Raw genomic sequence first — 13284 nt, 5'->3', positions numbered from 1 at the left:
AAAGAGAGCTCTAACGCCGCCATGATAAAAATTTCGACCTAACTATCGAACATATTAAAAGCAGAAGAAAGACACCACTAAGCGATACTCCATACATTGCACCTTTCTCTGCAAATGAAATTAACAACGACCATGACAGATTCAATTTACGTCCATAGACGATGAATGTAAAGAAATTTACAGAAATATAAATAACACCACCAATAATGGAAAATATAATTGGCGGACATAGAAAAAAAAACACTCCAGAAAAATACCTCACCAGTCAACCTCTTTTAATTCACCTTCAAAAAACTTGGTTGATAGCTCCGATGAAATGGAACCACCTGCATTTCCAAAAGAACTCGGAATAATACTTTCCGGTTTGTTCTTTTGTATAGTCAAACCTATGTCAATGAACTCATACTTTATACCATTTTGGTTCACGTTAAATAAATTTTTTGCCAATGGCTCAACGAATTTACCGGCCCAATATCCAGTACCAGCTCCCAAAGAACTCGCGAAACCACCGACAAGTGGATCTTCTCCTTTCAAATGGCTCGTATAAGCTCCACCTGCAGCATTGACAGCTACAGTTGGCCAGAAGCTCCAACCTGCTGTACCTGCACTTAAGTAAGTAGAAAATACAACCTCGCCCACATCAACTTTACTTAAGTCACCTTTATTATCCCACAGCTCAAACCCAAATTTGGCCCCTCCCCCTATTCCCCCCGCAACTAGCAACTCTGATGGAAGCAGGGGCAAGCCCACTAATCCCAAACCAGCAATCATCATTTTTTTACATTCTGCCGATTCACCACAAGTCTTGTATTGATTTCTTTTAGCCTCCATCAACTTGGCAAATTGTTCAGGATCGCGCGCTTTCAGCGCGGCTAACGTATGTGCCATAGCATTGTACCGATGCACCGTCTCAGCCCGGTCTGCACCAGTATAGAAGTCGTTTTCATCCCCGGTGACGGCCACTGCCGCAAGTCCACCCAACACTTTGTTGAGGGCAACCTGATACTCCTCGTTGCCGCTAAAGGCCCCCAGGCTCCAGTTACTGGCCAGCTCCGACATGGCACCGCCTGCAGCGCCTGCAGCGAACTTGCCACCGGTAATCTCGGCAATGGCACCGCTGGTCACCCCATGGGCAGCGATTTTCCCTGCCTCTGCCAACGGGCTGTTGGCAGCATCAAATTTAATGCCTTGATCCCCTATCCAGTTGGCCGTGGCTTTACCCACTTCCCTCTGAATATTGGATAACAGGCTGGCTTTGAAGCTATCAGCAAAGTGGGAACCATTGATGGTGCTATCTATTCCGGCACTAATCCCGGCGTTGCTGGTGACCCGGTTGAAGGTATCCCACGAGAACACTTTAGTCGCCCCCGGCTGGGCATAGGGAGCGGGAGCGTTGGGGGCACCGCTTGACAAGCCAGCCCATTCGTTAAAACCAGTCAAGGCCCCCGCCGTTGCCAAAAAGGTGGGTGTCCCAGATTTCGTTGAGGTCGATGTTACCCGCGGTGATGACGCTACCGGAGAGATGGCGTTTATCGGCCTCCACCAGATAGAGCTTGGGCGCGAGCACAATCTGGCAGTTGAACCAGACCGGCAGGTTAAGGTGGGTGTCCCAGCTCTTTGACACTCAATAGATTGTCCAGCCCACCTTTTGCACCTACTCGACGAGCTGAAATTGCTCAGGGGATAATGCTAACTGCACAACTGTTCTTCCCTGATCGTCACAAAATTCTATTTCATAGCCCTCAACTGGCTGACTATATATCTCAATAATCACCCCTTTCATTCCTGCTCGCAGCCCTGCCTCTGGCATATCTTCAACTAACACAACCATATCAAAAAGCGAATAATCCACCTTGCACTCCTTACTTGACATAGAGAGTCGTCATCCGAGGTGTGGCAGAGCCCGGATCATATATCCAGCCTGTCCGAACGGTTACTGTATTACCGTTTGGCCCTGTTATTGGCATATCTATAAGGTGGGTGTCCCAGATTTCGGGGCCACTATCGAAACGCTCAAGGCGTATGTCGCCTCGCAGAACACACCAGATTAGCTCCCCTTATATCCCCGCCCGATTGGGCGAGGGTTTACGGGGCATCTGCTAACTAAAAAAGTGGGTGTCCCAGAATTTCGATGCCAGCACAAGGCTGATGTTGGTTGAACAGAAATTGGATATATTAGCCATACGTAAACTCAATCCCCAACTTCATATCTTCAACAGTTAAATTTATTTCACACCCAGACCAGATACCGGCTCCAGCAGTCAATTCATAGGTGTGAAAGTATTCACGTAGCTGAACCAAAAACTCAGTCAATTCCCCCACAGCTCGACCATCTGGATCAAACCAGCTCAGCTCGCCAGCCTTGTCAACATAATCAAATTCGTACTTTCCCCCATCCCCCTCAGGAAATAGCTCTGCTCTAACGATTAGTCTCTGAGCACCTGAAGGTCCCGCATCCACTAAGAGTTGCCCAATTTTTTGATATATTTCTTGATCAGTCATCAGAAACCACCTGGAGAATTTTTGAAATCAATGATCACTGGACGACCACCATCAATAGAGTACCTGACAGTAAATCTATAAACCAATTACTGGGACAGCCATCGGCGTTGTTGCCCAAATCAGCCAGCAAGTCATGACTTCCCCAGCCCTGGGTAACCGCTACACTCGAGGCTTTCTGACAGGTAGGCCCAGGGTATTCAACTTGTTTATGGCACTTACATACGCCATGACTTCTCCCACTTGGCCGTTGTAGTTACGCAGACTGATTTTCCCCGCCAGCAACTGCTTGAAGCGATACATCGCCGTCTCTGCCAGCGAGCGACGGTGATACCCCGATATCTTCTTCCAGTGCGCCAGCCCTTCCTTGCGCATCACCAGCACAGCGTCATTTCTTGGGTGTCCCTTTTTCCATAACCCCGCGCTCTTGCGAGGCGGGATACAGGCTGTCGCCCCTTTGCGCGAGATAAGCTGATGGTTGGCTTTGCTGTCATAAGCTCCATCCGCATAAACATGTCCCAGCTTACGCCGCAGAGGGTTGAGCAAGGTGGGCAACACCTCGGCATCATGGACATTTTCCAGCGAGACTTCCGCCGCCACGATATCGTGGGTCACCGGGTCTACCGCCAGATGCAACTTGCGCCAGACTCGCCGTTTCTCGGTGCCGTGTTTTCTGACCTTCCACTCGCCTTCACCAAACACCTTCAGACCGGTTGAGTCGATAACCAAGTCGGTAATGCGTCCCTTTGAGGGCTGCCGATAGGCCACTGTCACCGTGCGGGCCCGCTTGCAGACACAGCTGTAATCGGGGGCACAAAGCGGTACGTTCATCAACTCGAACAGGGAGTCGAGTAGTCCCTGGGTGGCCCGCAGAGTGAGGCTGAAAATCCCCTTGAGCATCAGGAAGGTACAGATGGTCTGGTCAGTGTAAAGCTGGCTGCGGCCCCGCCGCCCATGATGGTCGTGGTGAAACCAGTTGCTCATGGCCTCGGCATCAACCCAGAAGGTGAGTGAACCACGATTAATCAAAGACTTGTTGTATTTAGGCCAGTTGGTGATGGGGTGAAGCGACGTGCCCATGATGCAGACTTGAAAAGGATGGTGGTGATCAGATCACCAAGTCCTCAGTTAGTTCCATTCAAGCTGCATCGATTTGGGCAACAACGCCACAGCCATCTTTCTGACAAAGGCATAACATCACCAGCATATCCGATAGGAGCCGCTGCCGGACACTGAAAAAAAGCCCGCACCATGGGGTGCGGGCTTTGATAACTGCTGGTGGCACCGGTAGCTGACGGGCCACCTGCGCCATGGCGGGTGCTTATTTGCTGCCGGTACCCGAGTTGCGGGTAGAGGAGGTCGGCTTGCGACGGGCGGTGGTGGCGCGGGCGCGCGGCTCCTTGCCCTGCATCTCCTTGTGGCGCTTGACGGCCCGGCGGATCTGGGCGGCCTGCTTGTGACGGCTGCTCTTGCCATCTTGCTGCAGATCGACCTTGGATTCGGTCTCCGGCGGCAGATTGACCAGGCCGCGCAGGTAGTTCACCTCGGGCAGCTTGAGCTCCTGCCAGCCACCGCGCGGGATAGCGCGATCCAGCTTCACATCGCCGTAGCGGATCCGCATCAGGCGGCTCACCTGCACTTCCTGGGATTCCCACAGGCGGCGCACTTCACGGTTGCGCCCCTCGGTCAGGGTGACGTTGAACCACTGGTTCAGCCCCTCGCCGCCGGCCGGCTTGATCTTGTTGAACTTGGCCATGCCGTCTTCCAGCTGGACGCCCTTGCGCAGGCGCTGCAGCATGGCTTCGGTGATCTCGCCAAACACCCGCACCGCGTATTCCCGCTCCACTTCGTGGCTCGGGTGCATCAGGCGGTTGGCCAGTTCACCGTCAGTGGTGAACAGCAAGAGACCGGAGGTGTTGACGTCGAGGCGGCCGACTGCAATCCAGCGGGCCCCTTCCATCTTGGGCAGACGATCAAACACGGTGGGACGACCTTCCGGATCGTGACGGGTACACATCTCCCCTTCCGGCTTGTGGTAAGCCAGCACGCGGCAGATCACTTCCTCTGCGGCACGGGTCTTGACCTGGTGACCATCCACCCGGATCACGGCGTTCACTTCGACGCGATCCCCCAGTGTGGCGACCTTGCCATCCACACTGACCCGACCTGCGGTGATCAGGGCCTCCATCTCACGACGGGAGCCGTGACCCGCGCGGGCCAACACTTTTTGCAGTTTTTCACTCATCGGGGTTACCTGATTGTTGATCGCTGCCCACCGGCATGGGGGCAACGGTTGTCACTGTGGCGGGGCCCTTCGGGCAGTCCGCCACCGTTTGCATGATTAAGAGACCCGGTCAGCATTTTTGTCGCCGACATCAGGCTCGCTCCCCTCATCCACCATGGTGGCCAACGAGGGTTGCAGTTCGGGATCCAGCTCGGGGAGCTGCTCCAGACCCTGCAGGTTGAAATAGTCCAGAAATGCCCGGGTGGTGGCAAGCAGCTCGGGGCGCCCCACCACCTCCTTGTGGCCGATGCTGCGCACCCAGCCACGATCCTTGAGCGTGTTCACTATCTGGCTCGACACCGCCACCCCGCGGATCGCCTCGATCTCGGCCCGGGTGATGGGTTGACGATAGGCGATCAGCGTCAGCGTCTCCATCACGGCGCGCGAATAGCGCGGGGCCCGCTCGCTCCACAGGCGCGAAAGCTCCTCGGCGTAATCCTGGCGGGCCTGAAAGCGCCAGCCGGAGGCGACCTCCTTGAGCTCCACCCCCCGCTCGCTGTAATCCTGTTTGAGCTCCGCCAGCAGCAGCTGCACGTAGCGGGTGGTGACAGGATAGTCGGCCAGCACGCTGTTTTTCAGCTCGCTGATATTGAGCGGGCGCCCTGCGACAAACAGGGCGGCCTCGATCAGCGTCTTGAGTCGTTCAGTGGGCAGCGCCACGGTTGCCCTCCTCACTCTGCTCGGCCAACGCGAAATGGAGCTTGTCCCAGCGGCGCTGGCTACCGCTGAGCAAACAGGGCGCGAACTCAATGGGTCTGTTCACTTGTCACGCTCTCTTCTGCCGCCAACGCGAAATGGATTGGACCCAGTGGTTCTGCTTGCAGGATCCAGATCAGTTGTTCCTTGCACAGTTCCAGCAGGGCCAGAAACGTCACCAGTACCCCCATGCGCCCCTCTTCGGCCCGCAGCACCTGTTCAAGGCGCAGGGTCTGGCCCAGGGAGAGCATGGCGAGGATCTCCGCCATCCGCACCCGGGTCGGGATCTGCTCACGGCGGATCTGGTGATGTTCAAAATGAGTCGCGCGTTTTACCACACTTTGCATGTAAAGGGCGAGCTCAACCAGCGAAACATCGGGAGTCAACGGCTTGAGGGAGCCAAAATCCGGCGGCAGAGCGGCGGCGATGAAGATCTCCCGCTCCACCCTGGGCAGCGCGTCCACCCGCTCGGCGCCGACCTTGTAGCGTTCGTACTCCTGCAGGCGACGGATCAGGGTCACGCGGGGATCTTCCCCCTCCTCATCATCTTCCAGCTCGGGCGCCTTGGGCAGCAGCAGGCGAGATTTTATCTCCGCCAGCCAAGCTGCCATCAGCAGGTACTCGGCCGCCAGCTCCAGATTGAGCCCCTGCATCAGCTCTACGTACTCCATGTACTGGGCGGTGATCTGCAGGATCGGCAGGTTGAGGATGTCGAGCTGCTGGCGCCGGATGAGATAGAGCAAGAGATCGAGCGGCCCCTCGAAGGTATCGAGGAACACCTCCAGCGCATCGGGCGGAATGAACAGATCCTGGGGCAGCTCGTGATAGGGCTGCCCCAGGACTTTCGCGATAGGGGTGAGGGCTGCTGCCCCCTCCCCCGTCTCGCCGGGAATCGTCGTGGCCGTCACGGACACGGGTTCAGCGGTCTCACTCAAACGGAGTCGGATCCCCGGCACCGCGACGACGCAGCACAGGCTCGTCGTCGGAGAAGTCCACGACCGTGGTGGGCTGCTCGCCCAGATAACCGCCGTTGACCACCAGATCCACTTGCTTGCCCAGCTTGTCGAAGATCTCCTCGGGGTCAAACTCCGCCATCTCGGAATCGGGCAGGATCAGGGTGGTGGAGAGCAGCGGCTCACCGAGGGCTTCGAGCAGCGCCTGGGCGATCTTGTTGTCCGGTACCCGGATGCCGATGCTCTTCTTCTTATCGTTCATCAGACGACGCGGCACCTCTTTGGTGGCCTTGAAGATGAAGGTGTAGGGGCCGGGGGTGTTGTTCTTGATCAGGCGAAACGCGCTGTTGTCCACTTTGGCGTAGGTGGCGATCTCGGAGAGATCGCGGCACACCAGGGTGAAGTCGTGGTTGGGATCGATGCGACGGATGCGGCAGATACGCTCCAGCGCCCCCTTGTCACCCATCTGGCAGCCCAGGGCATAGCCGGAATCGGTGGGATAGACGATGACACCGCCGTTTTGCAGAATTTGCACCGCCTGGCTGACGAGACGCGCCTGGGGATTTTCCGGATGTACGTAAAAGTGCTGACTCATAACATGTTCTCGCAATGGGGGCAGCAACATCTGCCCGCTTGATGGTCATGGACGCAACCCCATGACACTACCTTAATCTGTTTGGCGTTGCGGCGCCCGCTTCATTAACGGCTGGCCAGCAAGCCGGCATGCTCCTCGGCGCTCAGGCCGAAGTGGTCGGGATAGGCCAGCCACAGTGGCGTGCCCTCCTTGGGCAGCCAGAGGTGGCGGCCAAGCTCGGTCCAGTTGGAGGGGAAGTGAAAATCGGACCCCACCGATATATAGAGATCCTGATCTTTGGCCCACTGGCCGAGATTGGCCCGCTCCTGGGGGCTTTGCTGGGGCAGCGAGACCTCCATGGCGTCACCACCTGCGGCCTTGAAGGCCACCAGCAACCGCTTGATCCACTTGGCGGTGAGATCGTAGCGGCTCGGGTGGGCCAGCACAGCCAGGCCGCCGGCATCGTGAATGACGGCGATAGCATCGCGCATCTCGGGCCACTCGGCCGGCACATAGCCCTTGTTGCCGCGGCTCAGGTACTTTTTGAATACCTTTTGCATGTTGTCGGCCACCCCGCGCGCCACCAGCACCCGGGCGAAGTGGGCCCGGGTCACGGCGGCGTCACCGGCAAGCGCCTTGGCCTCTTCATAGGTGCCGGGGATAAGGCACTTCTCCAGACGACGCCCTATCTCCTCGGCTCGGGCCTCGCGACGAGCCTGCTGCCCGCGCAAAAATTCCACCAGACGTGAATTTTTTTCATCCACGCCCAGCGCCACGATATGGATCTCGTGGTGCTCCCAGCCGGTGGAGATCTCGACCCCGCTCACCAGCCGCAGCGGCAGTTGCTCGGCGGCGATGGTCTGGCGCACCTCCTCAAGCCCGGCAAGAGTATCGTGGTCAGTAACTGCTAACACCGCCACCTGTTTTTCGGCGGCGCGGCGCACCAGGTCGGCCGGGCTCAGCACCCCGTCGGAGGCCGTGGTATGGCAGTGAAGATCGAATCTCATCAGATTATTCCGCTCTCGTGGTCAGGTCACTGTTTGTAGTAATTCGGTGAAAGAAGGCTAAAAAGCGACTTGACTTGGCCGCGGCTTTATCGTTTTCTGTAGGCACTTCATTGCAAACATCTTTTTACAGGAATTTATCATGCAAACGACTTCCATCCTGACCATTTGGTGGTGGCACACTCCCTGACATGCGGGCGTGTGGTCGTTGCTGTACCTGTAATCTGACAGCAAACAAAGAACCAAAGAAAAAGCCCGCTGACCCCAGCGGGCTTTTTTATTATCCGGCAAATGGACCTGTGATGAAACCGAGAATTCAGACAAGCATACCGACCTGGCGATGGCGCCCCTGACAAGCGCAACCAGACCCATTCAATTTCAAAGGCATTTTTAAAGGTATTAAACGTCATGAACATCGGTAACACGCATCACATGCAAGGGAACGCACTATGACAGCCACGTATCGCCTGCCACTGGGTGAATTCGATACCCTCAAGTTAAACGCCCCCTATGTGGCCGACCCGCTGGCGCTCTACAGCCAGCTCTGTCAGGGCCGCCCCAACAACCTGCTGCTGGAATCGGTGGAGATCGACTCCAAGGCGGGCAAACAGAGTCTGCTGCTGGTGGATGCCTGCCTGCACATCGAGTGTCGTGGCCGCACCGTGCGGGTACGCAGCCTCAATGACAACGGCGTCCAGCTACAGAGCCTGCTGATCGAGCGGCTGCCAGTGGTGGTTACTCGTTCGCTGGTAGATGGCGAACTGCAGCTCGACTTCCCGGCATCGGATCGGGCGCTCGATGAAGACAGTCGCCTCAAGGGCACCAGCGTGCTGGACGTGCTGCGCACCCTGCAGCAAGAGCTTGGGTGCGAGCAGGGCAAAGAGGCGCTCTTTATGGCGGGCAGCTTCGCCTACGACCTTATCGCCTCCTTTGAAGATCTGCCCGAGGTCCCCGAGGGGAGCAACGACTGCCCCGACTACTGCTTTTATGTGGCCGAGACCCTGATCACCATCGACCATATCGCGCGCTCTACGGCGCTGCTCGCCTGCATCTTTGGCGGCGACAGCGACGAGCGCGAGCTGGATGAGCGCTACAACCACCTGAGCGATCGCCTCGAGCAGTTCAAGCTGGCCTGCCAACAGGCGGCCGAGCGGGCACTCGCTCCCCAGCCCCCGGTCGAGGGCATTCATGGCGGCATGCAGGTGGACAAGAGCGACAAACAGTTCTGCGCCGAGGTGGAGAAGCTCAAGGGCTTTATCCGCCGCGGCGACATCTTCCAAGTGGTGCCGTCACGCTGCTTCTCCCTGCCCTGCCCCAGCCCCGTCGCCGCCTATCGCCGCCTCAAGCAGACCAACCCCAGCCCCTACATGTTCTACGTGCAGGATGAGGGCTTCACCCTGTTTGGCGCCTCCCCCGAGAGCGCAGTGAAGTTCTGCGCTACCAGTCGCGATGTCGAGATGTATCCCATCGCCGGTACCCGCCGCCGCGGCTTCAACCCCGATGGCACCATCAACCGGGATCTCGATGGCCGCATCGAGCTGGAGCTGCGTCAGGATGAAAAAGAGGTAGCCGAGCACCTGATGCTGGTGGATCTGGGCCGCAACGACATCGCCCGCATCTCGGAGCCCGGCACCCGCTACGTCAAAGAGCTGCTGAAAGTGGATCGCTACAGCCACGTGATGCACCTGGTCTCCAAAGTGGTGGGCACCTTGCGCGCCGATCTTGACGCCCTGCACGCCTATCAGGCCTGCATGAACATGGGCACCCTCACCGGCGCCCCCAAGATCCGCGCCAGCGAGCTCATTCGCATGGTGGAAGGCAAGCGCCGCGGCAGCTACGGCGGCGCGGTCGGCTACATCAACGGCGCCGGCGAGATGGATACCTGCATCGTCATTCGCTCCGCCTTTGTCAAAGAGGGCGTGGCCCACGTGCAGGCCGGTGCCGGCGTGGTCTATGACTCCAAACCCCAAGCCGAAGCGGACGAAACCCGCGCCAAGGCGGCGGCCGTGCTGGCCGCCATTGCAGCCAGCCATGGCACCTCCCTGCAAGCATTGAGCGCCCAGCAGGAACAACATAAGGACGTGAGCCAATGAGTACTGGATCAACAGCCACTAACATCTTCCTGCTCGATAACTTCGATTCGTTCACCTACAACCTCGTCGACCAGTTCCGCTCCCTCGGCTATCCGGTGCGGATCTACCGCAACAGCCTGCCGGCGAGCCGCATCATGAGCGAGATCGCCGCCTGCGAAGGGGATGCCGTGCTGGTGCTCTCCCCGGGGCCGGGCGCCCCCCATGAAGCGGGTTGCCTGATTGATCTGATCAAGCTGGCCCGTGGCCGGGTGCCCATTCTCGGTATCTGTCTCGGCCATCAGGCCCTGTGCGAAGCCTACGGCGGCACCGTCGGCGCGGCAGGCGAGATCGTCCATGGCAAGCGCTCCCTGATTGAGCACAACGGCCACGGCGCCTTCGCCGGCCTGCCGAGCCCGCTGCCGGTGGCCCGCTACCACTCGCTGGTCGCCACCTATGTACCGGAAGAGCTGACGGTAATTGCCCACTATCAGGGCATGCCCATGGCCATCGAGCAACAGGATGAGCGGGTGCTGGGCTTCCAGTTCCACCCGGAATCCATCATGACCTCGGAAGGGGCCCGCCTGCTGACCCAGGCCCTCGCCCATATCACCCGTCCAGAAAGCAGTGTGCGGTAAGGAGACCAACATGCATCATCATCTCAACACCCTCTATCAGGGTCAGTCTCTGAGCCGTGAAAGTACCCGCGACGCCTTCGGCCAGGTGGTACGTGGCGAAGTGGATCCCATCGTGCTCGCCAGTCTCTTGACCGCTCTCAAGATCAAGGGGGAGACCCCGGAGGAGATCGCCGGCGCCGCCGAAGCCTTGCTGGCGGAAGCGCGCAACTTCCCGCGCCCGGACTATGAGTTCTGCGACATCGTCGGCACCGGTGGCGATGGCCTCAACACCATCAACGTCTCCACCACCTCGGCGCTGGTCGCCGCCGCCTGCGGTCTGAAAGTGGCCAAGCACGGCAACCGCTCGGTCTCGAGCAAATCGGGTTCGAGCGATCTGCTGGACAAGATGGGCATCAAGCTCGATATGAGCCCGGCGCAGGCGCGCCGCTGCCTGGATGAGCTCGGCATCTGCTTTTTGTTCGCCCCCCAGTACCACGCCGGCGTGCGCCATGCCATGCCGGTACGTCAGGCCCTCAAGACCCGCACCCTGTTCAATGTGCTGGGGCCGCTCATCAACCCCGCTCGCCCCACCTATCAGCTGATGGGGGTCTATGCCCCGGAGCTGGTGCGCCCCATCGCCGAAACCCTGCTGGCTCTGGGGCTGAAAACCGGTATGGTGGTGCACGGCGCAGGGCTGGATGAAATTGCCATCCACGGCCCGACCCAGGTGGCCCAGATCCGTGACGGCGAGATCCGCGAGTTTCTGTTAACCCCGGCTGACTTTGGCCTGGAGACCTATCCGGTCAGCGCTATTCAGGGCGGTGAGCCTGAAGAGAACCGCGCCATCACCGCTGCCATTCTGGAAGGACGTGGCACCCCGGCCCACAACGCCGCCATTGCCGCCAACGTGGCACCGCTGCTGCTGATGGCAGGCAAGGCGACCGATCTCAAGAGCGCGGCGGCCGAGGTGCTGGCGGTGCTGGCGAGCGGCAAGACGGCGGAGCTCGCCGCTCGGCTGGCCACCTTGAGTCATCAGGAGGCATGATGTCAGCCACGACTCTGCACAGCAGTCATTCAGAACGCCCACAGGGCAAGAGCCAGTTTCGCAAGGATAACGAGATGTCAGACCTTATTGCCCCCCATGCCTTTCTGAACATGGCCTCCATCAGCCAGACCATTCTCGGCAAAATCGTGGCGGCCAAGCAGGAGTGGGTTGCCGCCCGCAAGCTGGCCCAGCCGCTGGAGAGCTTCCAGAGCGCGCTTACCCCCAGCGATCGGGATTTTGTCGGGGCGCTCAAGGCGGGCTCTACCCGCTTTATTCTGGAGTGCAAGAAGGCCTCCCCCTCCAAGGGCTTGATCCGCGACGATTTCAGCCCGGAGGCGATCGCCGACATCTATGGCAAATACGCCACCGCCATCTCGGTGCTGACCGACGAGAAGTTCTTTCAGGGGGATTTTGCTTTCCTGCCGCGGGTGCGCAGCCGCGTCCAACAGCCGGTGCTCTGCAAGGATTTCATGATTGACCCCTATCAGGTCTATCTGGCCCGCCACTATCAGGCGGACGCCATCCTGCTGATGCTCTCGGTGCTCACCGACGATGGCTATCGTGCCCTGTTCGCAGTGGCCAAAGAGCTGGGCCTCGGGGTGCTCACCGAGGTGAGCAACCAGGAGGAGCTGACCCGCGCCATCGCGCTGGGGGCGCCGGTCATTGGCATCAACAACCGGGATCTGCGGGATTTGAGCGTCGATCTCAACCGCACCAAACAGCTGGCCGCCATCCTGTCACAAAAAGCTCCGGCCGATCGGGTGGTGATCAGCGAGTCCGGCATCAACCACCGCGCTCAGGTAGCGGATCTGCGCCACCACGCCAAGGGCTTTCTGGTGGGCTCCTCCCTGATGGCCGAGCCGGATCTGGAAGCGGCAGTGCGCAAGCTGGTACTAGGCCAGAACAAGGTGTGTGGCCTCACACGCGCCAAGGATGCCGCCGCCGCCCATCAGGCGGGCGCGGTATTCGGGGGTCTTATCTTTGTGGCCAAAAGCCCGCGTTATGTGGACATCCCCGCCGCCCGCGCCGTGATGGCGGGCGCGCCGCTCTCCTATGTGGGAGTATTTCGCAATGCCCAACCCGCCACCATCGCCAAGACGGTAAAGGCGCTGGGGCTCACCGCGGTGCAGCTCCATGGGGATGAAGATGCAGCCTACATTGAGACGCTGCGCCCACTGCTGCCGGCTGGCTGCCAGATCTGGAAGGCCGTCGGCGTCTCTCTTGGCAAGGAAAGTGGCGAGCCGCTACCCGCCCTCGACTACCCGGCGGATCGCCTGCTGCTGGATACCAAAGTGGGCAGCCAGAGCGGCGGCACCGGTCAGGCGTTCGACTGGGCACTGCTGGCCCATCTCGATAAAGCCAAGCTGATGCTGGCGGGCGGCCTCAACCCCGACAACGCCCTGCAAGCCGCGCAAGTGGGCTGCCTCGGCCTTGATTTCAACTCCGGGGTAGAGAGTGCCCCGGGCCAGAAAGATGCCCGCAAGCTGGCGGCTGCGTTTGCTGTCCTGCGCCAACTGTAAGCGCGCCCTGTGAGGCCACTACT

General features: G+C 59.1%; 15 protein-coding genes. 4 read left to right on the top strand and 11 right to left on the bottom strand.

The genetic code is table 11. The annotated features are described in order from the left end of the window. Positions 1 to 258 precede the first annotated feature (258 nt). The 11 genes from I6L37_RS11060 to I6L37_RS11015 all read right to left on the bottom strand — a co-directional run bounded on the left by I6L37_RS11060 (position 259) and on the right by I6L37_RS11015 (position 8013). Positions 259 to 1440, bottom strand: a complete 1182-nt coding sequence (locus I6L37_RS11060) for a DUF637 domain-containing protein (RefSeq protein WP_254203563.1) — start codon at positions 1438 to 1440, stop codon at positions 259 to 261. Continuing rightward, positions 1427 to 1624 (bottom strand): hypothetical protein, encoded by a 198-nt coding sequence (locus I6L37_RS11055; RefSeq protein ID WP_216994071.1) that lies wholly within the window; start codon positions 1622 to 1624, stop codon positions 1427 to 1429. The genes I6L37_RS11060 and I6L37_RS11055 overlap by 14 nt, the downstream gene beginning before the upstream one ends. A gap of 30 nt (positions 1625 to 1654) precedes the next feature. Further along, positions 1655 to 1852, bottom strand: a complete 198-nt coding sequence (locus I6L37_RS11050; RefSeq protein WP_216994070.1) for a DUF4926 domain-containing protein — start codon at positions 1850 to 1852, stop codon at positions 1655 to 1657. A 10-nt stretch (positions 1853 to 1862) separates the two neighbouring features. After that, positions 1863 to 1967: a DUF6883 domain-containing protein gene (locus I6L37_RS22225; protein ID WP_367948793.1), complete on the bottom strand. Its 105-nt coding sequence runs from the start codon at positions 1965 to 1967 to the stop codon at positions 1863 to 1865. Positions 1968 to 2175: 208 nt separating this feature from the next. Beyond that, complete coding sequence (locus I6L37_RS11045) at positions 2176 to 2502, bottom strand: hypothetical protein (RefSeq protein ID WP_216994069.1); 327 nt, start codon at positions 2500 to 2502, stop codon at positions 2176 to 2178. 159 nt (positions 2503 to 2661) lie between these two features. After that, on the bottom strand, positions 2662 to 3579 hold the full coding sequence (locus I6L37_RS11040; RefSeq protein ID WP_216994068.1) for an IS5 family transposase: 918 nt from the start codon (positions 3577 to 3579) through the stop codon (positions 2662 to 2664). Positions 3580 to 3820: 241 nt separating this feature from the next. Next, positions 3821 to 4744 (bottom strand): 23S rRNA pseudouridine(2605) synthase RluB, encoded by a 924-nt coding sequence (gene rluB / locus I6L37_RS11035; protein WP_026458107.1) that lies wholly within the window; start codon positions 4742 to 4744, stop codon positions 3821 to 3823. A 96-nt stretch (positions 4745 to 4840) separates the two neighbouring features. Continuing rightward, positions 4841 to 5443, bottom strand: a complete 603-nt coding sequence (scpB, locus tag I6L37_RS11030) for an SMC-Scp complex subunit ScpB (protein WP_216994067.1) — start codon at positions 5441 to 5443, stop codon at positions 4841 to 4843. Between the two features lie 86 nt (positions 5444 to 5529). Continuing rightward, complete coding sequence (locus I6L37_RS11025; RefSeq protein WP_042072916.1) at positions 5530 to 6414, bottom strand: ScpA family protein; 885 nt, start codon at positions 6412 to 6414, stop codon at positions 5530 to 5532. Beyond that, positions 6407 to 7027, bottom strand: coding sequence for an L-threonylcarbamoyladenylate synthase (locus I6L37_RS11020; protein ID WP_216994066.1), 621 nt, complete (start codon positions 7025 to 7027; stop codon positions 6407 to 6409). Before I6L37_RS11020 ends, I6L37_RS11025 begins: the two co-directional genes overlap by 8 nt. Positions 7028 to 7131: 104 nt before the next feature. Then, positions 7132 to 8013, bottom strand: a complete 882-nt coding sequence (locus I6L37_RS11015; protein ID WP_216994065.1) for a PHP domain-containing protein — start codon at positions 8011 to 8013, stop codon at positions 7132 to 7134. A 446-nt stretch (positions 8014 to 8459) separates the two neighbouring features. On the opposite strand from I6L37_RS11015, the gene I6L37_RS11010 reads away from it, so the two are divergent. From I6L37_RS11010 to trpCF, 4 genes are read left to right on the top strand one after another with little or no spacing between them, the layout of a single operon-like run. Then, a complete protein-coding gene (locus I6L37_RS11010) occupies positions 8460 to 10103 on the top strand; it encodes an anthranilate synthase component 1 (protein ID WP_216994064.1) in 1644 nt (547 codons plus the stop codon). Beyond that, positions 10100 to 10717 (top strand): aminodeoxychorismate/anthranilate synthase component II, encoded by a 618-nt coding sequence (locus I6L37_RS11005; RefSeq protein WP_216994063.1) that lies wholly within the window; start codon positions 10100 to 10102, stop codon positions 10715 to 10717. Before I6L37_RS11010 ends, I6L37_RS11005 begins: the two co-directional genes overlap by 4 nt. Before the next feature lie 10 nt (positions 10718 to 10727). Next, positions 10728 to 11741 carry an anthranilate phosphoribosyltransferase gene (trpD, locus tag I6L37_RS11000; RefSeq protein WP_216994062.1) on the top strand — a complete coding sequence of 338 codons (1014 nt, stop codon included), beginning with the start codon at positions 10728 to 10730 and terminating at the stop codon, positions 11739 to 11741. After that, positions 11741 to 13261 carry a bifunctional indole-3-glycerol-phosphate synthase TrpC/phosphoribosylanthranilate isomerase TrpF gene (gene trpCF / locus I6L37_RS10995; protein WP_216994153.1) on the top strand — a complete coding sequence of 507 codons (1521 nt, stop codon included), beginning with the start codon at positions 11741 to 11743 and terminating at the stop codon, positions 13259 to 13261. Before trpD ends, trpCF begins: the two co-directional genes overlap by 1 nt. Positions 13262 to 13284 lie beyond the last annotated feature (23 nt).

Source organism: Aeromonas sp. FDAARGOS 1407 (genome assembly GCF_019048725.1).
In the GTDB taxonomy this organism is placed as follows: Bacteria; Pseudomonadota; Gammaproteobacteria; order Enterobacterales; family Aeromonadaceae; genus Aeromonas; species Aeromonas enteropelogenes.
Note: the sequence above shows the minus strand (reverse complement) of the source record. Positions and strands in the feature narration are given on the sequence as shown.